The following is a 22,387-nucleotide window of genomic DNA, read 5'->3' as shown; positions in this document are numbered from 1 at the left end:
GTAAGTCGCGATCCGCGTTTCGTCCACGTCCATTTGATTGATGCCTCAAATTGTTGCCTACGAACTATCGTTCGGGGTTGTGCAGCTGCCATCGATCGTCGCGCACCGTGGCGCGTCCACCGACCGTCCCGAGCACACCATCGGCGCCTACGAGCTGGCTTTGAAGGAGGGTGCGGACGGACTCGAGTGCGACATCCGCCTCTCCAAGGACGGTGAGATCGTGTGTGTGCACGACCGCACGCTCACCCGCACGTCCAACGCCCGTGGCACGGTCAGTGCGCTCACGCTGGAAGAGCTGAAGAAGCACGACTACGGCAGCTGGCACCGTCATGGCCAGCCGGCCGAGCTGCTCGTGCTGGACCAGCTGCTGGAGCTGGTCAAGGGCTCGAACGTGCAGCTCTTCATCGAGACGAAGCACCCGGTCCGCTACCGCAACGAGATCGAACGCAAGCTCGTCGAGGCACTCAAGAGGCACAAGCTCGACAGCCAGATCGTCATGATGTCGTTCTCGCCCACTGCCGTGAAGGCGTTCCGCGACCAGGCGCCGGACATCCGCACGGTGCTGCTGCTCGACCGCCTCGGCCGGTACCGCAGTGGCGCGCTGCCGTCGTTCGCCGACTACACCGGGCCCGGTGTGCACGTTCTGCGCAACGACCCCGGTTACGTCGATCGGGCGCGCCGGGCGGGGCACGAGACGTACGTGTGGACGGTGGACAGCGCGGAGGACGTCGCGCTGTGCCGTGACCTGGGGGTCCGCTACCTCGCGACGAACGCCCCGGCGAACACCCGCCGCCTGCTGACGGCTAACTTGGCGACCTGACCAAGCCTGAACACGAGGAGGGCCAAGGTGGCCAAGCGGACCGCGGTCAAGGACGCACCCAAGGACGGGATCAACCCGAAGCAGCCCTGTCCGTGCGGGTCCGGCAAGCGCTACAAGGCCTGCCACGGCGCGCCCGGCGGCGCGACCGACGTGATCGTTTCCCGGCCGTTCGAGGGCCTGGCCGCCGAGTGCGAGCTGATCGCGTTGCGCGAGTTCGTGCCGTCCGCGATCGCCAAGCTGCCGGTCAAGGACGGTCGCGAGGTCACGCTGGCCACGGTGCTGCCGATGGCGGCCGCCGGTCTGATCCGCGGCGACGACGTGCCGTTCATCGGCCTGCAGGTGCAGACGCGGTCCGGCGACATCAGCCGCGACCTGGCTCGCGCGCTGCAGTGGGCGCAGCAGGCCAGGACCGGTGACGTGCTGCCGGTCGTCGGCCCCGACAACGGCGAGAACCCCGGCCGCCTGCAGGACCTGCTCGACCCCGAGGCCGAGATCACGCCGGAGCTGCACAGCGACTTCGTGTGGTGGATGCCGGAGGGCACCGAGCCGACCGGTGAGGTGGCGCTGTCACTCGAGCGCGCGAACGCGGCGATCCTGCCGACCGAGCGCCTCGACGCTCCCGGCGTGAAGGCCGCGTACTGGGTGGACGCGGGCGACAAGGCGCACCTGCGCTGGGTCCGTCCCGAGCCGGAGGAGAAGCTGGTGCCCGCGATGGCGCGCCTGGCCGCCCGCGGTGAGCTGGACCTCGGCGAAGGCTCCCGCTATGCCGGTTCGTTCCGCGCGCACGGCCTGCTCGTGCCGGTCTGGGACCTCGACCGCGAGATGCACGCGCGCGAGTGGGCGGAGCCGGCCGAGACGCTGGGCAAGCGTTTGCTGGAGGCGCTGGCGTCCGACGAGCCGCTGACCGACGCCGAGCGCCGGGCCCGTGACGGCCTGCGGGGCCGTCAGATCACGCTCCGATGACTCTGTCCACAGGGTTGTCCACAAGGGGCTGTGGATAAGTGCTGCTGCACATCATCTCGACGGCCGACTGGGCTGCGGCCCAGTCGGCCGGTTCGATCTCGCCGGCGGGCGAGGAGTTCGTGCACTGCTCCGACCGGGGCGTCGTGCACGTGACGGCCGGCAAGTTCTTCCACGGGCAGAGCGGGCTGCTGTTGCTCGTGATCGATCCGAAGCTGCTCGGCGTGCCGGTCAGGTGGGAGGCGGTGGCGGACTCGCCGCTGTGGTTCCCGCACGTGTACGGGCCGATTCCGGTGCAGGCCGTCGCCGAGGTGCACGCCTTCCCCTGTGAGCAGGACGGTTCGTTCGTTCTGCCGGAAGCCGTTGCCGTTCTGTGATTAAGTAGGGCAACCGTTTCGCGCACCCGAGCGTGACCTTCCCGGAGCCAGTTGTCGCTTCGGGGAGGGGGCGTTTCCGTGACGGCGGTGCTGCAGCTGGAGTCGGCCGCCGAACGCGGCGGGGGAAGAGCAGAAGCCGTGGGGGATTTCGCGGAGTTCGTGCGCATGTCCATGCCCGGACTTCTGCGTTATGGACACGCCCTGACCGGAAACCCGCACGACGCGGCCGACCTCGTGCAGTCCGTGCTGGAGAAGGTCGGTTCACGCTGGATGTCGGTGCAGGGAAAGGGTGACGACCCGCTCGCGTACGTCCGCAGGGCCATGGCCAACACACACATCAGCATCTGGCGCCGTCGTCGCCGCGAGAGCCTCGTCGCGGACCTCCCTGACAGCGGTGCCGTGGCTCCCGAGCTGAGCAGGCTCGAAAACGAACCGCTCTGGCAAGCACTGCGCGAACTGCCGCCGCGGCAGCGCGCGGTGATCGTGCTGCGCTACTACGAGAACCTCTCCGAAGCCGAGATCGCGAACGCGCTCGGCATCTCGTGCGGCACCGTGAAGAGCCAGAGCAGCAAGGCGATGGCGAGTCTGCGGACACGCCTGGGAAAGGACTGACCGGTGGGCGACGACCTCGACGACGAGCTGCGCAGGCTCTTCAGCGACGATCGGCTGGACGTCCACGTGACTCCGGACGCGACCGACGCGGTGCTTCGCGGTGCCGATCGCCGGCGACGACGACGCTCCGCCGTGACCACCGCTTTCGCCGTGGTCACCCTGATCGGTGCCGGGATCGGACTGACCCAGCTGCCTTCGTCGACGGACCGCACGGCAGGTGACCTGCTGCCGACCTCTCTGCCGACCTCCTCCTCGACCCCGCCCTCGCCGTCGGTCAGCACCATCACCCAGACCACGATCGTTACGGTCAACCCTCCTACACCGAACTCCAACGGCAACACCCCAGGCACTCCCGGCGGCACCACGGGATCAAGCTCCACCAAACCGCGCACGACCACTCCGCCGGCCCCGCCGCCCGCCGAGCCTGGCGCGGTCGGCAAGCTCGCGCTCGGGATGAGCGAGGCGGACGCGCTGAAGACCGGCTCGCTGGTCGAGCCGAGCAGCCCCGCCGACGCGGAAGGCAGGTGCGTCGCCTACGCCACGACGACCGTGCCGGACAGCAACGCCACGATCATCTCGCCGGCCAGGGGAATCGTCCGGCTGACTCTGCCGAGCTACGCCAAGACGCAGCGGGGTGTCGGCGCGGGCTCGAAGGTGGCCGACGTGAAGACCTCCTATCCGACGGCCACGCAGAACGGTTCGGAACTGCGGGTGGAAATGGCGGCAACGCCGAAATGGACGTACGTGTTCGAAACCGATGGCGTCACGGTTACCACCGTTCGAATGCGTTTGAACGCCAACGACTGCTCGATGGCCTGACCATTTGATCTTGCTGAAGTCCTGCCGTTCTTGGGGGTGCGGCGGGACTTCAGCAGCCCCTTTTCGCCTCGCCGATGTTGTGACATTCTCGTGACGACCTTGCTGGCAACCGTCCAGCTCAGGCGACGTCCTATGCCTTTTATGCGCCCATTTGGCGGGCGTTTGTCGTGACTTTTCTGTGACAGCAGGCTTCGCAACCACCAGTCAGGAATGGCGTCTTATGGATGTCTTCTGAACAAGCCTGGGGGTTTGAATGAACAGCTCGATCAAGCTCGTCTTCCTTGCCGCTGTCGCAGTCGCCGGAATCGCCGCGTGCACTTCCGCGCCCGCGCCGGAAAACAACGCCGCGCCGCAAATGACGCCTTCCTCCGCCCCGGCCGAAACGCCGGCGCCGCCCTCCGTGGTGACCGAGGTCGTGACGTCCACGGTCACCCACCCGCCCAAGCCGCAGGCTGTGAAGTCCGACGGACGCCTCGGCTACGGCGCGATGAAGCTCGGCATGACGCTCGACGAGGCCAGGGCCGCCGGTCTGACCACCCTGACCTGGGAGAGCGACGGCGACGGCATCTGCGTGGGCGACGACAGGATCGCGGTCTCGAGGAAGCACGGCGTCGTCCGCATCTCACTGCCCGCCGACGCGAGGACGTCCAGGGGCATCGGTACCGGCTCGACCTTCGCCGAGGTGAGGCGTGCTTACCCGAACGCCACCGAGTACCGCAGCGGCTGGTCCGTCGACCTGGACGGCACCCACCTCTACTCCTTCACCGGCGAGCCCGGCAACGACGCGAACGAGGTCGTCACCGCCAAGCTCGGCGTCAAGGCCACCGACTGCTCGATGTACCTGCTCTGACACCGCCGTGCAGGGACTTGCAGGCCGTCTGCAGGTTCCTTGGAGGCGGCTCCAGCAGAGTTCTCAGCAACCAACCCACATCTGGAGAACAAGAAATGAACCGCTCGCTCATCCTCATCCTCGTCACCGTCGCCGCGGCTCTCGGCCTGGCTGCCTGCACGTCCACGCCGACGCCGACGCAGACGCCGACGCCCGACAACAACGCCACTTCAACGCCGCCCGTGCCGGAGCCCGCCGTGTCGGTGGTGACCGAGGTCGTGACCCAGACCGTCACGAACGCGCCGGCGCCACCGGCCAGACCGGTGATCGACTCGTTCGGCTACGGCAAGCTCAAGCTCGGCATGACGCGGCAGCAGGCCCTGGACGCCAAGCTGATCGGCCCTCAACTCCACGGTAGCGACACGGGTGCCCACACCTGCACGCTTCACGACGTCATCGGAACCAGCGAGAAGACGTGGGTGTCCACGAAACTGGGCGTCTCGACCATCACCTTCTCCCCGGCGATGTCGTCCGATGGCGTCGGCATCGGTGTGACCGAGGCGAAGCTCAAGGCCGAATACACCAACCTCAAGCCGATCGGTCCGAACTACTCCTACAGCGCCGTCGCCGACAACAACCCGGCAGCAAGGTTCGTCTTCGGCCTGGACAAGGGCAAGGTCGTTGCAGCGTTCATCTCGCTCGCGGACCAGGACTGCCACAACTAGCGGAAAAATCTTGAAGAGGGGTGTCGAGAAGCTCCGAACGGCTCCGTCCCCGCTGTGAAACCGACCAAGATGGGTCGCAACGCACAGAGGGAGACACCGGAGATGGCCAAGTACCTGCTGCTCAAGCACTACCGCGGCGCCCCGGCGGCGGTCAACGACGTGCCGATGGACCAGTGGACGCAGGACGAGATCACCGCGCACGTGCAGTACATGCGCGACTTCGCGGCCAAGCTGGAGGGGACCGGCGAGTTCGTCGACGGCCAGGCGCTTTCCACGGAGGGCACGTGGGTCCGGTACGACGGTGAGGGCAAGCCGCCGGTCACCGACGGGCCGTTCGCCGAGACGAAGGATCTGATCGCCGGGTGGATGGTGGTCGACGTCGACAGCTACGAGCGTGCGATCGAGCTGGCGGGAGAGCTGTCGGCGGCGCCGGGTAAGGACGGCAAGCCGATCCACGAGTGGCTCGAAGTCCGTCCGTTCTACGGCAACCCGCCGACGATCACGGAGTGAGCATGGACGATGCGCTGATCAGGAGCCTCACGCCGGCAGTGCTCGGGATTCTCGTCCGCCGCGGAGCCGACTTCGCGGCGGCCGAGGACGCCGTGCAGGACGCGCTGATCGAGGCTGTTCGCGTGTGGCCGGACGATCCGCCGCGGGATCCGAAGGGGTGGCTGGTCACGGCGGCCTGGCGCAAGTTCCTCGACGCGACCCGGGCCGAGACGGCGCGAAAGCGTCGTGAGGACCTCGTCGAGGCGGAACCGGCGCCGGGGGCGGCGTCGGACACCGACGACACGCTGCAGCTCTACTTCCTGTGCGCGCATCCGTCCCTCACACCTTCATCGGCGGTCGCGCTCACCCTGCGGGCCGTCGGTGGCCTGACCACCCGTCAGATCGCCCAGGCCTACCTCGTGCCAGAGGCGACCATGGCTCAGCGCATCAGCCGCGCCAAGAAGACGGTCGGCGACGTGCGGTTCGACCAGCCGGGCGACGTCGCCACCGTCTTGCGCGTGCTCTACCTCGTCTTCAACGAGGGCTACTCCGGCGACGTCGACCTCGCCGCCGAGGCCATCCGGCTCACCCGGCAGCTCGCCGCTGCCATCGACCATCCCGAGGTCGCCGGCCTGCTCGCCCTCATGCTCCTGCACCACGCCAGGCGTGCCAGCAGAACTGCCGCCGACGGCAGTCTGGTCGCGCTCGCGGACCAGGACCGGAGCAGGTGGGACACCAGGATGATCGCGGAGGGCGTGGAGATCCTGCAGGCAGCGCTCGCGAAGGACCGGCTCGGCGAGTTCCAGGCCCAGGCGGCCATCGCGGCACTGCACGCCGACGCACCCGAAGCCGGGGAAACGGACTGGGTGCAGATCGTCGAGTGGTACGACGAGCTCGCCAAGCTCACCGACAGCCCGATCGTGCGGCTCAACCGCGCCGTGGCCGTGGGTGAGGCGGACGGGCCGCGCGCCGGGCTGAAAGCGCTCGGAGAGCTCGACGACTCACTGCCGCGCTACACGGCTGTGGCCGCCTACCTCCACGAGCGGGACGGTGACGAGCAAACGGCGGCGCGGCTTTACGTTGAGGCGGCTGAAAAAGCGTCGAACCTCGCCGAGCGAGAATACCTGACGCGGCAGGCGGCCCGGCTCAACCGAAAAAGCCCGCCTCACCGGTGAAGGTGAGGCGGGCTCGAAGAAAACAGGCACTCAAGCGTGCGAAGAAAACTCAGACCGTGCCACCGGCGGCGGTCGGAGCGCCGGAGTCGCCGCCGTCGCCCACGGTTTCGCGGGTGAGGAACGTCTCCACGTAGAACATGTTGCCGTCCGCGCGGTCCATGATCGTGAGCAGCGTCTTCATCGAGGAAACCTCCTCGACCTGCTCCTTGAGGAACCACTGCATGAACTGCTCGCCGATGTAGTCGCCCTCCTCGCGGGCGGCCCTGGCGAGGGCGACGATCTGGTCGGTGACCTGCTGCTCCTGGCGCAGGGCCAGGTCGACGAGGTCGCGCGGTGCCTTGAACTCGTTGATCGGCTCGGCGGTGCCGGGAATGGCGACCGGGATGTCGTTGTCCATGAGGAACTGCACGATCATCATCGCGTGGTTGCGCTCTTCGAGAGCCTGCTTGTAGAAGTGCGACGCGAGGCGCGGGAGGTCCTCGTTGTCGAACCACACGGCGAGCGCGATGTACTGCTGCGAGGCGGAAAACTCGTTGCCGACCTGAGTCTGCAGGAGCTCGTGGAACTTGGACTTCTTCAGGGCAATCTTCTTCACGTTCGAGGCCATGCGGAGTACGTTAGCTCAAAACAGAGACCCCCGCATTCCAGGAAAAGCTAACCTTTGTTTGGAAAGGTGAACCAAACAAAGGTTAGGCATTCCTAACGGTCACACCAATGGCGCGCGGTCAATCGGGCACGACATGCACCGCGGGCCGCCGCGGCCGGAGCCCAGTTCCGAACCGGCGATGCGCAGCACCTCGATGCCCGCTGCCTCCAGGCGCTCGTTCGTCTCGACGTTGCGCTCGTACGCCACGACGAGACCAGGACCGACTGCCAGCGTGTTGTTGCCGTCGTCCCACTGCTCGCGCTCCGCGGTGACGGGGTCGAGGCCGGTGTCGATCACCCGCAGCCGCTCGATGCCCATCGCTTCGGCTGCCGCCTCCAGGAACGGCACCGGGCCGTCGACGCGCACGCCGCCGTTGCCGTCGAGGCGCATCGGGTACGCGGACAGGTTGTGCCTGATCGCCGGGTACATCACCACGGCGTCCCGGTCGACCATCGTGCAGACGGTGTCGAGGTGCATCGTGGCGCGTTCCTGCGCGATCGGCACCGCCAGCACCGTGTGCGCGAGACCGTCCGCGAGCGCCGAGCGGGCGAACGACTCGGCGCCCGCCGGGGTCGTGCGCTCACCGACGCCGATGGCGATCACGCCCGGCGCGAGCAGCAGCACGTCGCCACCCTCCAGCGGGGCCGAGTGGGCGCCGTACGCGCGGCCCGTGCGGCGGAACCGCGGGTGGTAGGCGTAGATCAGGTCGGTCAGCGTCGTCTCGCGGTCGCGGGCGGGCAGCGCGAGCGACGTGATGGCCACGCGGTCGCCGACCCAGACGGACGAGTCGCGGGTGAAGAGCAGGTTCGGCAGCGGGTCGACGGCGAAGTCGATCGGCAGGTGCATCCTGCGCACCAGCGACGCACCTTCGGCGGCGGGCAGCTCCTCGAACGTCATGCCGGTCATCAGCACCTGCGCGAGCTGTGGCGCGTCCAGCGAGGTGAGGTGGCTGCGCAGCGCATCGGCCAGGTCGATGCCGAGGCGGCGCTCGTTGACGGCGCTGTGGATGCCCGCGATGCGCGCGCGGTTGTCCTCCAGCGCCTGGACCAGCACGTCGGCCAGCAGTAGGACCTCGACACCCTTCGAGGTCAGCGTCGCGGCGAACGCGTCGTGCTCCTCCTGGGCCCTGCCGACCCACGGGACGCCGTCGAACAGCAGCTGGTCGTTGTTGCGCGGGGTGAGCCTCTTGAGCTCGTTGCCCGGCCGGTGCAGCAGCACCGTGCGCAGCGGGCCGACCTCGCTGTCCGCACGGGGCGCGGCGTCCGGGAGTGCTTCGGTCTCGGCGATCGTGTGCGCAGTCACCGAACGAGCGTAACCCTGAACAGCACAAATCGCCGCTGCTGGGCCTAAACTCGCAACGAATGGTGTGGAATATCAGATTCTACGGTCGAATCATTACGGCAACCAGCTCACTTTGCCGCGCAACATTGTGTAACCGACGAAAGCGACCACGTCGAGGATCGTGTGAGCGATCACCAGTGGCCACAGACGCCTGGTGCGCTGCCAGTAGAAGCCGAACACCAGGCCCATGACCAGGTTGCCGACGAACCCGCCGAAGCCCTGGTAGAGGTGGTACGAGCCGCGCAGCACGGCGGCCGCGAACAGGGCCGTCCACTGCCGCAACCCGAGCTGCTGCAGCCGCGTGATCAGGTATCCGACAACGAGCACCTCCTCGGCCCACGCGTTGCCGGCGGCGGCGAGGATCAGCGCCAGGCTCATCCACCACGCGTTGTCCAAAGTGGACGGTTGGACGGCGAGGTTCAGCCCGAGTGCCCACGCGGCGAAGTAGAACGCGAGGCCGGGGATGCCGATGATCGCGGCGAGTCCCAGCGCGCCCAGTGAGTCCGCGAGCTTGCGGGTGCCGTCGAGGCCGATCACGCGCAGCTTGATCCCGGTGCGCCACAACAGGTACAGGCCGATCCCGCCCCACGCGGCGAGCTGCAGCACGCCGAGCAGCTGGGCCACGAGGTCCAGCAGATCCGCGCGCGCCTGCGGGACGTTGATCGCGACCGACTGCTGGTTCAGCGGGGTCGGCTGCAGGAGGCTGTCGATCAGCCGCACGAGACTGCGCAGGCCGGACAACCCGAGCGTCATGCTGAAGACGATCAGCAGCTCGAGCTGGTAACCGCGCTTCTCGTCAGTCGGAATCGCAGCGGGAATCAAGGTCACCCGCGCGAGGCTACCTCTGGGAGAGGAACGGGCAGCCCATCAGTCGTCGCAGCTCGGCGGCGAGTTCCGTCGGCGTGCTGACCGGCTTGGAGAACGCGATCCGCACGTCGTGGTCGTCGCATTCGGCCTCGACGCGCAGCCGCAGCCCGAACCGGTCGAGCCCGAGCGGGCGCACGTGACCGTTCTGCAGCTCCTCCGGCAGGTGCCGGGCGAGCTGGCCGACGACGTCGCGGTGCGCGGCCTCCAGATGCCGCAGCCAGTGGTCCTCGTTGCGGCAGAACGGGTCCGGCATCGCGCTTGCGAACTGCTCCGGCCGGATCGACGACGTGCCCTCGGCGTCCGCGATCACCATCGACGCGGGTGTGAGCCTCAGCACGGAGACGCCGTGGCCCGCGTCCAGCAGCCGGTGGTCGGGCCGGACGTCGGCGACCGCGAGGATCTCGTCGCGCGCCTCCCGGCCGTCCAGTGCGGCGACCCAGCCGGTGAGCCACAGCAGGCCGCGGACGGGCTCGCGCAACGGCACCGGCGCCTGGTCGGCGATCTCCAGCATGGCCGTCACCTCGGCCCGCGGGGTCTGCCACAGCTGCCCGACCAGCGGATGTTCGTCGGGGAGCAGCAAGACCGTGGTTCCGCACGGGTGCACGTGGTGGAACAACGGGCTGGTGCGGGAACCAGCCTGAGGAAGCAGTGCGGCATGACCACCGCGAGCCGCGATCGTGCGAGCGCGCTCGGCGGCGTGCGGCGCCGGCGGGCGCTTGGTCTGGGTGTCGGTCACCGCTGCACCTCCTCGAAGGTTAGGCAAGCCTAACTTAGCTCCGCTCGGGAAGGGAAGTGTCACCTGTACGGTGGACAGGTGGTCGTGCCCAACAAGCCGTCCACCGAGGTGACGGCGCTCGACGATCGGTGGACCCGGCACTGTGTCGACCGGGCGAGCCGTCGTGCCCTGATGTGGACAGTTCTGGCCGGCGCGGCCTTCGCCCTCCAGTTCGTCCTGGTACTCGTGTGGTCGTGGTCCTCACCGGTGGCGCTGGTTCTGCTGTTCTTCGCCGCTGCAGTGCTGTGGGTGGTGACGCGTCGCCGTCCGGTGCGTTTACCGGAAGGTGAACCGTGGCATTTCGCCCATGTGCAATGGGAAGGAGGGCGTCTGGTCGTGCTGTCTTCGCCGCCGCTTTTGCTGACCTTGCGCGTAGGTCCTCTCCTCCGCGGTCGAATCGCGCGCCATCGGCGCGTGTGGTTCGTACCGCCGGACTCGGCCGGCAACACGGTGGTCACGTTCCGCGGGGTGCCGCAGCTCATCCCGGCGCGTGTCCAGAAATGATCCCGCAGATCGGCCTCGAGAACTGGAGCGGCACCTGCCTCGCGCGGGCGGATCGTCGCGCGGTGGGGCACATCCTCTTCGCTGTCGCGGTGTTCGGCGTCGTGCTGATGATCGACTGGCTGTGGCTCACCGTGCTGTCCGTGCCGGTGGTGCTGGAACTGGCGGCGCCGGGACTGCGGCACTTCATCACGCGGCGCGGCACCCTTCAGCTGATCGAGCGGTTTCCGTGGCGGCCGGTTTCGGTGGCCTTCGTGCCCGGCCGGCGGATCGGGCGCCAGGCGTACCTGAGGGTCGACGGCTCCGAGAACAACCTGCGGCTGCCCGAGCTGCCGGAGCGGGCGCGCGTGCTGATCCGGCACACCGGACGGGTCTGGATCGCGGGACCGGACGAACGCGGCCGGGTCGTGGCGATGACGCGAGGGCTGGCGTTCCTCACCCGTGGACGGGTCGTGGAGCGCTAACGGCCCGTTGCGATGCCTTCGGACTCCGCCCACTGCGTGAGGTCGTCCTTGCGCAGCGCGGCCGCCAGCAGTTCGGGGAACTTGTCCGGCGTGCACGCGAAAGCCGGGGCCCCCAACGCGGACAGCTTCGCCGCCAGCTCGTGGTCGTAGGCCGGTGTGCCGGAGTCGCTGAGCGCCAGCAGGTTCACGACGGTGACGCCGCTCGCGACCAGTTCGCGGACCCGTCGTTGGAGCTCGGCCTCCGAGCCGCCCTCGTACAGGTCGCTGATGATCACGATGACCGTGTCGGTGGGCCTGCGGACCTGCGTTTGCGCGTAGGCGACCGCGCGGTTGATGTCCGTGCCGCCGCCGAGCTGGGCGCTGAAGAGCAGGTCGACCGGGTCGCTGAGCTGGTCGGTCAGGTCCGCGACCTCGGTGTCGAACACGACGAGCCGGGTCGAGACCGAGCGGATGCTCGCCAGTGCCGAACCGAGCACCGCCGCGTGCACCAACGACTCCGCCATCGAGCCGGACTGGTCGACGAGCAGGATCACGTCCCGCATCGCCGCGGTCCTGCTGCGCCTGCGGTGGCCGATGAGGTCCTCGACGATGACGGTCTTGTGCTGCGGCTGGTAGTTCTTGAGGTTGGCCTTGATCGTGGTGGCCCAATCGACGTCCTGCAGCTGCGGCCGGCGGGTGCGCCTGGAACGGTCGACAGCGCCGCGGACGGCCTCGACGAGCCGGTCCTTCAGCCGCTTCTCGATGTCCTCCACAACCTTGCGCACCACGGCTTTCGCGGTGTCGCGGGTGCGGGCGGGGATGGCGCGGGAGAGCTGAAGCAGGGTGCTGACGAGGTTCACGTCCGGCTCGACGGACTGCAGCAGTTCGGGTTCGAGCAGGAGCTGCCTGAGGCCGAGCTTCTCGACCGCGTCCCGTTGCATCACCTGGACGACGGACGTGGGGAAGTACTTGCGGACGTCGCCGAGCCACCGGTGCAGCTGCGGGGAGCTGGCGCCCAAACCGGCACCGCGGTCGCTGCCGCCGCCGTAGAGACCCGTGAGCGCGCCGTCACGCCGTTGGTCGTCATCGCCCAGCTGCGCCACGTCTTCCGCGCTTGGACCGAGCAGGAGCCGCCAACGCCTGAGCCGCTCTTCTGTCATTTGAGCGCTGCCGCCACTTCTTCGGCCGCACGCACGACATGCGGGCCGACGACGTCCGCGTCGAGCTTCTCCAGTGCCACCACGCCAACGGACGCCCGAAGGCCCGGCACGCCGCGGACGGGCGCCGCGACGCCGCACGCGTTGGGCTGCAGCTCACCGGTGGAGACGACCCACGTCTCCACGGGCTGCGAGATGGCCTTGCCGGCCGCCCCGCGGTGCACCGGATGGCGGGAACCCACCCGGTACGCGACGTGGAAAGCGGTCCACGACGGTTCGACGACGGCGACGGCCTGGGCCTCGGTGCCGTCCGCGACCGTCAGGTGAGCGGTGGCGCCGACCTTCTCCGCGAGCTCGCGCAGCGCCGGGTTCGCCGCCATCCGCAGCTGGGGGAGGACGTTGGAGGCGAGTCTCAGCACGCCGAGGCCGAGCCGGACCTTCGAGCCCTCCCTGCGCACGAGACCGCGCGCCTGGAGCGGCACGAGGAGCCGGTAGACGGCTGCCCTGGACGCGCCGATGGCCGTGGCGAGCTCCGAGATCGACGGTGCCTCGGACTCCGCCTCAGCGACCGCCTGGAGCAGCGCCAGACCCCGTTCCAGGGTCAGCGAGCTCTCCTTCGTCGCTCCGACCATCACGCACTCCGAACTGTGCCCACCACCTCGGCGAGACCGACCACGGAACCGCCTTCACCAGGAGCCGTCGCGGTCAACCTGACCGTGTCGCCGTCCTCCAGAAAAGACCTCGTGGAGCCGTCGTCGAGCTTGAACGGTTCCTTGCCACCCCAGCTGAGCTCGAGGAACGAGCCGCGCTCGTCCTTCTCCGGTCCGGAGACCGTGCCGGACGCGAACAGATCGCCTGGGCGCACCGTAGCGCCGTTCACGGTCATGTGCGCCAGCTGTTGCACAAATGACCACGACATCTCCCGGAACGGAGGCCTCGCGACGATCGTGTCGTTCAGCTCGACGGTGATGGTGATGTCCAGGCCCCACGGCTGATCGCAGGTGAGGTAGTCGTGCAGTTTGTTAGGCAGCGGCGGCGTCGGGACGCGTGCAACTGAGAACGCTTCGAGCGGCGTGATCCAGGCGCCGATCGACGTGGCGAACGACTTCGCGAGGAACGGGCCGAGCGGCTGGTACTCCCACGCCTGGATGTCGCGGGCGGACCAGTCGTTGACCAGCGCGACGCCGAAGACGTGCTCGGCGGCCCTGCTCGTGGACACGTTCGCGGCCGTCGGGCCACCGCAGACGAACCCGACCTCCGCCTCGATGTCGAGCCGCTCGGACGGGCCGAACTTCGGGCCCTCGCTACCGCGGCGCTGGCCGTTCGGGCGGACGATGTCCGTGCCCGAGACGTACACCGTGCCCGCGCGGCCGTGGTAGCCGATCGGGAGGTGCGTCCAGTTCGGGGTGAGCGGGTCGCCGTCGGGGCGGAACATCCGGCCGACGTTCTCCGCGTGGTGCCTGCTCGAGTAGAAGTCCACGTAGTCGCCGACGGTGAACGGCAGCTTCGCGGTGTCGATCCCGACGAGCTCCGCACCCTTCGGCGCGGAGGTCGCCGTGACGATCTCCTTGAGCTTGGCTCGCAGCGCACTCCAGACCGGCCTGCCCGCCTTCAGCAGCGGGTCCAGCGAGTCGCCCTGGACGAGCTCGCTGCACTTGCCCAGCGCGAGGCTCTTGAGGAGCAGCGCCTGGTCGCCGACACGGACGGCCACACCCCCGTCGACGACGCCGTAGGGGAGGGTCTGCGGTCCGAACGGCTGGTCTTCCGTGAAGTTCGGGTCGCTGATCCAGCTCACAGCAGTCCAAGCTCCTCGAGGTCGGCGATCGGTTCGGCGAGGGAGCACGAGCCGTAGCTCGCGAAGACGCCGCGGACGGCGTGCGCGGCCTGGTCGCTCAGGGCCTTGGCCTCGGCGGTGAGCGCCTCGGCGTCGGTGCTCGCGAGCGCCTCCCGCACGTCGCGGCCCGACAGGCTGCGCGCCGTGGCGACGAGGAGGTTCAGGAAGCCGTGGTGGGTGAAGTTCTGCTCGTCGGTGTAGCGGACGGCCTTGTGCAGGCCCGCCGTCGCCTTGAACGCGACGCCGCCACCGCTGACGACGGACAGGAAGTCCGCGACCTCGTCGACGCTGGGGAAGTTCTCCTGGCTCAGCCCGCCGCAGCGGAGCTTGGGCCAGCTGCCGTGCTCGATGACCCTGCGGACGCCGTCGAGCCACTCAGGGCCGCCGCGACGTGGTTCCACGACGCGGATGACGTCCTCCGGCACGAACTCGGACACGCGCTCGAGCCACACCTCGTCCACATCGGACGGTGCGGGCATCTCGACCATGCGCAACGCCAGGAGCTCGCTTCTGCTCTCGACGATGGACACCGCCTTCGGCACACCGCCGAGGCCGGTGTCGATCACCAGGCTGAGCGCGATCGGCTTCGGTGGCTTGACCTTGATCAGCTCGGTGATGAGCTCGGCGAGACGGGACGCCGGGCACAGGAACAGTCCCATGACGCCGGACCACTCGCCGACCCGTCCGTCCAGGTGGCCACGCACCGCGTCGGGCATCGACGCGTTCCCCGGAGGGAAGAGCGCGGCATCGTCCACAAGCCTCGCGAGCAGGGGCGGAGTACCGCGCGGACCGGGCGCACGGAGTTCGACAGCGCTTGACACGGCTGACACGCTAGCCGTGTACCGCCAACTGAACAAAGATGTCCGATAGTCGAACGCCCTCGGAGAGGTCATGGCCTACTACCGCCAAGTCGGGGAGATCCCCCGAAAGCGCCACACCCAGTTCCGCAAACCGGACGGTGGGCTCTACGCGGAAGAGCTGATGGGAGTCGAGGGGTTCTCGGCCGATTCGGCCCTGCTCTACCACCGGTACCTGCCCACGGCGATCGTGAACGCGGAGACGCTGAAGGACGAGCGCGGGACGGTCACGCCGAACCTGCCGCTGAAGCCCAGGCACTTCAAGACGACCGATCTGACCTGGGCTTCTGACGAGGTCGATGCGGTGACCGGTCGCCGCAAGCTGTTCGGCAACCCGGACGTGACCATCGGTTTTGTGGTCGCTTCCGTGCCTTCGCCGTTGTACCGCAACGCTTTCGGTGACGAGCTGCTGTACGTGCAGTCCGGTTCCGGCGTCATCGAGACGATCTACGGCGCGTTGACCGTCGGCGACGGCGACTACGTCGTGATCCCGACCTCGTGCACGTATCGCGTGGTGCCGTCGTCGCCGATGTCGCTCCTCGTGCTGGAGGCGACGGGGCACATCGGGCCGCCCAAGCGGTACCTGGCGAAGGCCGGTCAGTTCCTGGAGCACTCGCCGTACTGCGAGCGGGACATCCGCGGGCCCGAGGAGCCGTTGCTCGTCGAGGGCACCGACGTCGACGTCATCGTGCGGCACCGCGCGGGGCTGACCAAGTTCACCTACGCCAACCACCCGTTCGACGTCGTCGGCTGGGACGGGCACCTGTACCCGTGGGTGTTCAACATCCGCGACTTCGAACCGATCACCGGCCGCGTGCACCAGCCGCCGCCCGTGCACCAGACGTTCGAGGGGCCGAACTTCGTGGTGTGCTCGTTCTGCCCGCGCAAGGTCGACTACCACCCGCTGGCCGTGCCGGTGCCGTACAACCACGCGAACGTCGACTCGGACGAGTTGATGTTCTACGTGGGCGGCAACTACGAGGCGCGCAAGGGCTCCGGCATCGGCATCGGCTCGATGTCGTTGCACCCGTCGGGATGCACGCACGGACCGCAGCCCGGTGCCGTCGAGGCGTCCCTGGGAGTGGACTACTTCGACGAGACCGCGGTCATGGTCGACACGTTCCGCCCGCTGGAGCTCGGCGAGGCGGCAGAGGCCTGTGAGGACCCGGCTTATGCGTGGACGTGGGCCCGTCGCGGTCCGGCCTGATTTTCTGTCGGTGGCCCTCGCTACTTTGGTTCCGTGAGGACACGAGCCGTTCCAACGCGCTGGCAGGGCCTGGGCAAGGCCCTGCCGGTGCTGTGGGGCCTCTACACGGGTTCCGGCACCACGCCGTACCGCGTGTGCGTCGATCTGGCCGCAGGCTCCGCGAAGTGCACGTGTCCCTCCCGCAGGTTCCCCTGCAAACACGCCGTGGGCCTGCAAGAGCTCGACATCCCGGACGCCCTGCCGCCGGACTGGGTGGAGGAGTGGACCACCCGCCGCGCCACCCGCGAGCTCGACTCGTCCCCGGAAGCCGTCGCCCGCCGGGCCCGTGCCCGCGAGAAGACGGCCGACCGCAGAGCCGCCGCGATGTCGTCGGGCATCGAGGGCCTGCGCGACTGGCTCCTGGACGTGGCCTCGGCCGGCGTGGCCTCGTTGCCGGGCCGCCCGGCTTCGTGGTGGCAGGCCTTCACGGCCCGCATGATCGACGCCCAGGTGCCCGGCGTGGCCGCAGCGGTGACGGAGATCCAGGAGATCGTCGCGCGCTCCGGCCCGCGCTGGACCGCCGACGTGGCCGACCGCCTGGGCGGCCTCCACCTGCTGTGCCACGTGCAGCCGCGCTCCAGGCTGGGCGTGACCGTCCCGGAGGAGACCGTCAAGGCCTCTCCCGGCATCAGCGACCGCTGGGTCGCCCTGCTCCGCCTGGAAACCGACGACGGCCGGGTCCGCACCGTCCGCCAGTGGTGCTGGGGCCGCCAGACCGGCCGCTGGGTGGTCGCCATCCGCCACTCGGCGGTGGGCGCCCCGGTCCCGCTCCTGCCCCACGGCCAGGAGTCCTCCGCCCTGGTCCACCCCTATCCGGGCTCGGACCGCGTGGCGCTGGGCGAACTGGCCGGCTCCCGCGCCCCGGACCCCGTGCCGGTCCCGCCGACGTGGCGCGCCTCCCTCGCCACCCTGGAACCGATCCTGATGGCCGACCCGTGGCAACGCCTGGCGCCTCTCGGCTGCGCCGCAGTTCGCCTCTGCGGCACCTTCCTGGCCGACGAGTCCGGGCACGGCATCCCGGTGCGCGACGACAGCGGCCTCGACATGGCCCTGGCGCTGACGGGTGGCGCACCCTTCGACGCATGGGGCCTCTGGGACGGCCACGCTCTCCGTCTGGGCGCCGTGGCGGTCGACGGCACCCCGGAGGTGGTCTCGTGATCATCGGACCGCCACGGCCCGCTCAGCCCGTGTTCGCTCCCTCCCGGGAGGTGGCGGCGTGAAGGCCGAGTGGTCCAAGACCGTCCAGGACCTCCTCATCGGCACCACCCGAGGCGGTGGTTCCCCGACCGACCTGCTCTCCGACTGCGCCGCCCTGGGCGTCGCCGCGTTCGGCGCCACCCTCCCGCAGGAGGTCTCCGCCGAGCCGCTGCCGAAAGCCCCGCCGGAAACCGCGAACCTCCCGCGCCCGGCCGTGCGAGCGGTCCTGGAAGCGATCATGAGCGTTGACGACGAGGTCCTGCTCACCGAGTGGTGTGCCCTCGCCAAGGCCAACAACGTGGTCGCCGACCACCGCATGCTCCCGGCCCTCCTGGCCCTCGGCACCGCCCGGCCGGGTCTCCGCTCCGCCGTCGTCGAGGTCCTCGGCACGCGCGGCCGCTGGCTCGCCAACACCCGTGAAGGCTGGTCCTGGGCCTCCGGCGCCGCGCCGCTGATCGACGAGGTCCCGCTCGACGAGGTCCTCGACCTCCCCAGCGCCCAACGGGTCAGGGCGCTCCGCCGCAAACGCAGGTCCGACCCGGCAGCGGTGCGCGCCTTCATCACCGCGGAGTTCGAGACCGCTCGCCGCTCAGCCGACCGCCAGGTCCTGATCAGCGCCCTCGAGACCGCGCTCGGCCCCGCCGACGAGGAACTCCTCGAATCGGCTCTGGACGACAAGGCCTCCGCCGTCCACGACGAGGCCCTCCGCCTCCTCCGCAAACTCCCCGGCTCAGCCGTGGCGACGAGGGCGGCCGACCGCCTCGGCCGGGGTCTGTGGCGCACCGACGACGGGTTCGACGTCCAGACCGAGGAGCTCTGGACCACCCAGCCCGACCTCGACGAGCAACGCGATCTCATGCGCGACGGCACCGAGAAGGGCGTGGCCGGGCGCATCCGGGCCGCGGCGGCCAGCGTTCCGCCGAGTTACTGGACCTCCCGCCTGCAGACCGACGACAGGGGCGCCGCCAGGGTCCTCCGCCGCGGTCCCTGGGCCGGCGCCCTCCTGCGCGGCATCGCCGATCAGCTCGCCGCCGCCACCGACCCCCGCCCGTGGGCCGTGGCCGCCGCGGAAACGCTCACCGGCATGGAACAGCTCGAGATGCTCGCGGCCCTGCCCGCGAGCGTGGCCGAGCAGGCGGTCGTCGCCGTCTCCGTGAACTGGCACTACGACCTCCTCGACCACGCCTGCGCCCAGCTCCCGGCCCCGTGGTCACCGGAAACGACTCGCGCGCTCCTGCACCGCTACGCGGCCCTGCCCGACCCGCGCTGGCGATCGGGACGCCCGCCGGCCGTGCTGCTGGCCCGCGGTGACGCCGACCTGCTCGGCGCCAACTGGGAGGGCCTGACTCGCCGCTGGCCCGAGAACTCCCTGGAGCTGGAAGTGCTCCGCCTCCGCATCCGGTTGCGCGAGTCGTTCGCCCCACCGGCCGGCGACCCTCAGTGACCCGGCAGACTTTCCCACCTCGGCAACGCATCCAGGAGGCCCAGTGACCGCCGTGCTCAGGCCGACGGCCGAACAGCAGTACGCCGCCGAGCTGGCAGCCGTGGCGGCTCAGGACGACCGGCAGCGGCCGCCCAACTGGAACCTGTCCCCCCAGGCCGTGGTCACCTACGTCCTCGGCGGCACCCTCCCCGACGGCACCGTGATCACGCCGAAGTACGTCGGGGCGCGCAGGCTCGTCGAAGTCGCCGTGGGCACGCTCGTCACCGACCGCGCTCTTCTCCTCGTGGGCGTCCCCGGCACGGCGAAGTCGTGGCTGTCCGAGCACCTCGCGGCGGCGATCAGCGGCGACTCCACGCTCGTCGTCCAGGGCACGGCCGGCACGAGCGAGGACCAGGTCCGCTACGGCTGGAACTACGCCCGCCTCATCGCGGAAGGCCCGAGCGAGCGGGCACTCGTGCCGAGCCCGGTTCTCAAGGCCATGCAACAGGGTTCGGTCGTCCGGGTCGAAGAGCTCACCCGCATGCCGTCCGAGGTCCAGGACTCGTTCATCACCATCCTGAGCGAGAAGTCGCTGCCGGTCCCGGAGCTCAGCACCCAGGTGCAGGCCGTGTCCGGCTTCACGGTCATCGCCACGGCCAACGACCGCGACCGCGGCGTCAACCAGATGTCGTCGGCGCTCGCGCGGCGCTTCAACACCGTGGTGCTGCCGCCGCCCGCGACCGAGGACGCCGAGGTCGAGATCGTCGTGACCCGCGCGCAGCAGCTCGGCAAGGCGCTCCAGCTCCCGGCCGAGCCGCCGGCGCTGGACGAGGTGCGCAGGGTCGTGCGGATCTTCCGCGAGCTGCGCAACGGTTCCACCGTGGACGGTCGCACGCAGCTGAAGAAGCCCAGCGGCAGCCTGTCCACGGCCGAGGCGATCTCGGTGATCGCCAACGGCATGGCGCTCGCCGGCCACTTCGGCGACGGCACGCTCGGCGCGGACGAGCTCGCGTCGGGGCTCATCGGGTCGATCATCAAGGACCGCGTGTCGGACGCGACCGTCTGGCAGGAGTACCTGGAGACCGTGCTGAAGGAGCGCGCCGAGTGGCGCGACCTCTACCGGGCCTGTCTGGACGTGAGCGGTGACTGATCCGGATCCAGGGCCGGTCCTCCTCGGCATCCGGCACCACGGGCCCGGTTCGGCCCGGATGGTCAAGAGAGCTCTCGAGCAGGTCCGGCCGAGCCTCATCCTGATCGAAGGGCCACCAGAGGCCGACGCACTCCTCGAACACGTCCACGCCCTCACCCCGCCCGTCGCGATCCTGCTGCACGACGAGGCGGAGCCGGAGAACGCCGCCTTCTGGCCGTTCGCGGAGTTCTCCCCCGAGTGGCAGGCCCTGCGCTACGCCGACGAAAACGGCGCCACCGCACGCTTCTTCGACCTGCCGGCAGCGGCCTCGATCGGTGACGACGGCCCGAGCGGCAACGTCGATCCCATCGGCCTGCTCGCCGAGGCGGCCGGCTTCGACGACCCGGAACGCTGGTGGGAGGACGTCGTCGAGCACAGCGCGAGCGACCCGATCGACCTCGCCGGCGCCATCGCCGAGGCCATGGTGGCCGTCCGCGCCGAGTTCGAGGACGAGGTGGGCGAACGAACGCTGCGGCGAGAAGCGTTCATGCGCCAGACGATCCGCAAGGCGCGCAAGGAAACCGACGGCCCGATCGCGGTGGTCTGCGGCGCCTGGCACGTCCCGGCACTGCTCACCAAGCCGACCGTCGCCGCCGACACAGCACTCCTCAAAGGACTGCGCCGCCGCAAGATCTCCGGTACCTGGGTGCCGTGGAGCCACGGTCAGCTGGCGGCGGAGTCGGGGTACGGCGCCGGTGTCGACTCCCCGGGCTGGTACGCGCACCTGTGGCAGCACCAGGACGACGTGGTCCCGCGCTGGTTCGCGAAAGCCGCCGCCGTCCTTCGGGAAGAAGACCTCCCGGCCTCGACGGCGAGCGCGGTGGAAGCCGTCCGCCTGGCCGAAACGCTTGCGGCGCTGAGGGAACGCCCGTCCGCGGGCCTCAGCGAGGTGAACGAGGCGGCGCTCGCGGTCCTCTGCGGTGGCGACGAGGTCCCGCTTCAGCTCGTCCACCGCAAGCTCGTCGTCGGCGAACGCCTCGGCGAGGTGGGCGAGGCGGTTCCGCGTTCCCCGCTCGCGGCGGATCTCCAGCGCCTGCAACGAAAACTCCGCCTCCCCGCGGACGTCCAGCCCAAGCAGCTGAAGCTGGACCTCCGCAAGGACACCGACCGCGAACGCTCAAAGCTCCTGCAACGGCTGGAAGTTCTGGGCGTCCCCTGGGGCAAACCGGACCGCTCCAACTCGCTCGGCACGTTCGCCGAGATGTGGCAGCTCCGCTGGGACCCGATCTTCGCGGTGTCCGTGGCGGTGGCGGCCCGCCACGGCACCACCGTCCACACTGCAGCCGAGACCGTCCTGACCCAGGCGGCACAGGAGGCCAAGCGAGTGGCCGACGCCGCGGCCACCCTGAGCAAGTCGGTCGGCTGCGAACTGCCCAGCGCGGTGATCGAGTCCCGCAACGCCCTCGACCGGTGCGCGGCCATGGCCACCGACGCCCTGGAACTCCTCGCGGCACTCCCTGACCTCGCGAGGACGGTCCGCTACGGATCGGTCCGCGGCACCGACCCCGAACTCCTGCGCGTCGCGCTGCACGGCCTCCTCACCCGAGGCGCCGTGGGCCTACCGCTCGCCTGCCGCAACGTCGACGACGAGACCGCGGAGCACGCACTCTCCACCATCGACGGCGCCCACGAGGCCACCCGTCTGGCGGCCGACGACGACCACCAGAAGACCTGGTGGCGAGCCCTCCACGCCCTCGTCAAGGCGGAGGCCCACGGCCTCCCGACGGGCAGAGCCACCCGCCTGCTCTGGGAAGCGGGCGAGCTGACCAGCGACGACGTGGCCGCCCGCCTGCACAGATCAGTCGCCTCGGCATTCGTGGCGGGCTTCCTCCGAGGCTCAGCCACCCTCCTGGCCGCAGACCCCCGCCTCTTCGGCCTCATCGACGAGTGGCTGACGGGCCTGCGGGGCGAGGCATTCGACGACGCCCTGCCCCTGCTCCGCCGCGCCATCACCGACTTCACGCCCGCCGAGCGGCGCCTGCTCGGCGAACGCGTCGTCGCGGGCGAGACCCCTCAACCCGCCGCCGACGACGAGTGGGACACCGAGATCGCGCAACGCCTCGCCGCCCACGTCCGGAGCCTGCTGGCCTGAGTTTGGCGATCAC

Annotated in this window: 24 protein-coding genes; 16 read left to right on the top strand and 8 right to left on the bottom strand. The window is 69.7% G+C overall.

What is annotated here, in order from left to right:
- Window positions 1-79 precede the first annotated feature (79 nt).
- From C8D87_RS08935 to C8D87_RS08895, 9 genes are all read left to right on the top strand, one after another.
- On the top strand, window positions 80-820 hold the full coding sequence (locus C8D87_RS08935) for a glycerophosphodiester phosphodiesterase (RefSeq protein ID WP_233439131.1): 741 nt from the start codon (window positions 80-82) through the stop codon (window positions 818-820).
- A 27-nt stretch (window positions 821-847) separates the two neighbouring features.
- Window positions 848-1,783, top strand: coding sequence for a DUF5926 family protein (locus C8D87_RS08930; protein ID WP_109630391.1), 936 nt, complete (start codon window positions 848-850; stop codon window positions 1,781-1,783).
- A 38-nt stretch (window positions 1,784-1,821) separates the two neighbouring features.
- On the top strand, window positions 1,822-2,157 hold the full coding sequence (locus C8D87_RS08925; protein ID WP_112226373.1) for a DUF952 domain-containing protein: 336 nt from the start codon (window positions 1,822-1,824) through the stop codon (window positions 2,155-2,157).
- Between the two features lie 87 nt (window positions 2,158-2,244).
- The gene (locus tag C8D87_RS08920) at window positions 2,245-2,769 is read left to right on the top strand and encodes a SigE family RNA polymerase sigma factor (RefSeq protein WP_267899856.1); all 525 of its coding nucleotides are present in this window, start codon (window positions 2,245-2,247) and stop codon (window positions 2,767-2,769) included.
- 3 nt (window positions 2,770-2,772) lie between these two features.
- The gene (locus C8D87_RS08915) at window positions 2,773-3,588 is read left to right on the top strand and encodes a hypothetical protein (RefSeq protein WP_112226371.1); all 816 of its coding nucleotides are present in this window, start codon (window positions 2,773-2,775) and stop codon (window positions 3,586-3,588) included.
- A gap of 253 nt (window positions 3,589-3,841) precedes the next feature.
- On the top strand, window positions 3,842-4,438 hold the full coding sequence (locus C8D87_RS08910; protein WP_112226370.1) for a hypothetical protein: 597 nt from the start codon (window positions 3,842-3,844) through the stop codon (window positions 4,436-4,438).
- A gap of 95 nt (window positions 4,439-4,533) precedes the next feature.
- The gene (locus C8D87_RS08905) at window positions 4,534-5,142 is read left to right on the top strand and encodes a hypothetical protein (RefSeq protein ID WP_109630407.1); all 609 of its coding nucleotides are present in this window, start codon (window positions 4,534-4,536) and stop codon (window positions 5,140-5,142) included.
- Window positions 5,143-5,244: 102 nt separating this feature from the next.
- Window positions 5,245-5,652, top strand: a complete 408-nt coding sequence (locus C8D87_RS08900; protein WP_109632994.1) for a YciI family protein — start codon at window positions 5,245-5,247, stop codon at window positions 5,650-5,652.
- A 2-nt stretch (window positions 5,653-5,654) separates the two neighbouring features.
- Entirely contained in the window at window positions 5,655-6,806 is a 1,152-nt protein-coding gene (locus tag C8D87_RS08895) for an RNA polymerase sigma factor (RefSeq protein ID WP_109630410.1), read from the top strand.
- 49 nt (window positions 6,807-6,855) lie between these two features.
- Here the strand turns inward: C8D87_RS08895 and C8D87_RS08890 are convergent, their stop codons facing one another.
- From C8D87_RS08890 to C8D87_RS08875, 4 genes are all read right to left on the bottom strand, one after another.
- Entirely contained in the window at window positions 6,856-7,413 is a 558-nt protein-coding gene (locus tag C8D87_RS08890; RefSeq protein ID WP_109630413.1) for a ferritin, read from the bottom strand.
- 99 nt (window positions 7,414-7,512) lie between these two features.
- Window positions 7,513-8,754 (bottom strand): arginine deiminase, encoded by a 1,242-nt coding sequence (locus C8D87_RS08885; protein ID WP_170166377.1) that lies wholly within the window; start codon window positions 8,752-8,754, stop codon window positions 7,513-7,515.
- 93 nt (window positions 8,755-8,847) lie between these two features.
- Window positions 8,848-9,546: a CPBP family intramembrane glutamic endopeptidase gene (locus C8D87_RS08880; protein WP_109632998.1), complete on the bottom strand. Its 699-nt coding sequence runs from the start codon at window positions 9,544-9,546 to the stop codon at window positions 8,848-8,850.
- An 85-nt stretch (window positions 9,547-9,631) separates the two neighbouring features.
- Window positions 9,632-10,396 (bottom strand): DUF2470 domain-containing protein, encoded by a 765-nt coding sequence (locus C8D87_RS08875; RefSeq protein WP_109630416.1) that lies wholly within the window; start codon window positions 10,394-10,396, stop codon window positions 9,632-9,634.
- 78 nt (window positions 10,397-10,474) lie between these two features.
- Here C8D87_RS08875 and C8D87_RS08870 point away from each other — a divergent pair, with 78 nt between their 5' ends.
- Window positions 10,475-10,939, top strand: a complete 465-nt coding sequence (locus C8D87_RS08870) for a hypothetical protein (RefSeq protein WP_233439132.1) — start codon at window positions 10,475-10,477, stop codon at window positions 10,937-10,939.
- Window positions 10,936-11,400, top strand: a complete 465-nt coding sequence (locus C8D87_RS08865) for a hypothetical protein (protein ID WP_109630419.1) — start codon at window positions 10,936-10,938, stop codon at window positions 11,398-11,400. The genes C8D87_RS08870 and C8D87_RS08865 overlap by 4 nt, the downstream gene beginning before the upstream one ends.
- On the opposite strand, the gene C8D87_RS08860 is transcribed toward C8D87_RS08865, so the two are convergent.
- From C8D87_RS08860 to C8D87_RS08845, 4 genes are read right to left on the bottom strand one after another with little or no spacing between them, the layout of a single operon-like run.
- The gene (locus C8D87_RS08860) at window positions 11,397-12,539 is read right to left on the bottom strand and encodes a VWA domain-containing protein (RefSeq protein WP_109630423.1); all 1,143 of its coding nucleotides are present in this window, start codon (window positions 12,537-12,539) and stop codon (window positions 11,397-11,399) included. The two genes, C8D87_RS08865 and C8D87_RS08860, sit on opposite strands and share 4 nt — an antisense overlap.
- Window positions 12,536-13,168 (bottom strand): IclR family transcriptional regulator, encoded by a 633-nt coding sequence (locus tag C8D87_RS08855; protein ID WP_109630426.1) that lies wholly within the window; start codon window positions 13,166-13,168, stop codon window positions 12,536-12,538. Before C8D87_RS08855 ends, C8D87_RS08860 begins: the two co-directional genes overlap by 4 nt.
- Window positions 13,168-14,331 (bottom strand): fumarylacetoacetate hydrolase family protein, encoded by a 1,164-nt coding sequence (locus C8D87_RS08850; RefSeq protein ID WP_109630429.1) that lies wholly within the window; start codon window positions 14,329-14,331, stop codon window positions 13,168-13,170. The genes C8D87_RS08855 and C8D87_RS08850 overlap by 1 nt, the downstream gene beginning before the upstream one ends.
- Window positions 14,328-15,191, bottom strand: coding sequence for a hypothetical protein (locus tag C8D87_RS08845; protein ID WP_109630433.1), 864 nt, complete (start codon window positions 15,189-15,191; stop codon window positions 14,328-14,330). The genes C8D87_RS08850 and C8D87_RS08845 overlap by 4 nt, the downstream gene beginning before the upstream one ends.
- Window positions 15,192-15,261: 70 nt before the next feature.
- On the opposite strand from C8D87_RS08845, the gene C8D87_RS08840 reads away from it, so the two are divergent.
- From C8D87_RS08840 to C8D87_RS08820, 5 genes are read left to right on the top strand one after another with little or no spacing between them, the layout of a single operon-like run.
- Window positions 15,262-16,434 (top strand): homogentisate 1,2-dioxygenase, encoded by a 1,173-nt coding sequence (locus C8D87_RS08840; protein ID WP_112226369.1) that lies wholly within the window; start codon window positions 15,262-15,264, stop codon window positions 16,432-16,434.
- A gap of 33 nt (window positions 16,435-16,467) precedes the next feature.
- Window positions 16,468-17,631: an SWIM zinc finger family protein gene (locus tag C8D87_RS08835; protein ID WP_112226368.1), complete on the top strand. Its 1,164-nt coding sequence runs from the start codon at window positions 16,468-16,470 to the stop codon at window positions 17,629-17,631.
- Window positions 17,632-17,689: 58 nt separating this feature from the next.
- The gene (locus C8D87_RS08830) at window positions 17,690-19,114 is read left to right on the top strand and encodes a DUF5691 domain-containing protein (protein WP_112226367.1); all 1,425 of its coding nucleotides are present in this window, start codon (window positions 17,690-17,692) and stop codon (window positions 19,112-19,114) included.
- 43 nt (window positions 19,115-19,157) lie between these two features.
- Entirely contained in the window at window positions 19,158-20,243 is a 1,086-nt protein-coding gene (locus C8D87_RS08825) for an ATP-binding protein (protein ID WP_112226366.1), read from the top strand.
- Window positions 20,236-22,374 (top strand): DUF5682 family protein, encoded by a 2,139-nt coding sequence (locus C8D87_RS08820; protein ID WP_233442005.1) that lies wholly within the window; start codon window positions 20,236-20,238, stop codon window positions 22,372-22,374. Before C8D87_RS08825 ends, C8D87_RS08820 begins: the two co-directional genes overlap by 8 nt.
- The last annotated feature ends 13 nt before the right edge of the window (window positions 22,375-22,387 follow it).

The organism is Lentzea atacamensis, from assembly GCF_003269295.1.
Taxonomy (GTDB): Bacteria; Actinomycetota; Actinomycetes; order Mycobacteriales; family Pseudonocardiaceae; genus Lentzea; species Lentzea atacamensis.
This window is presented reverse-complemented; position numbering and strand designations above follow the sequence as displayed.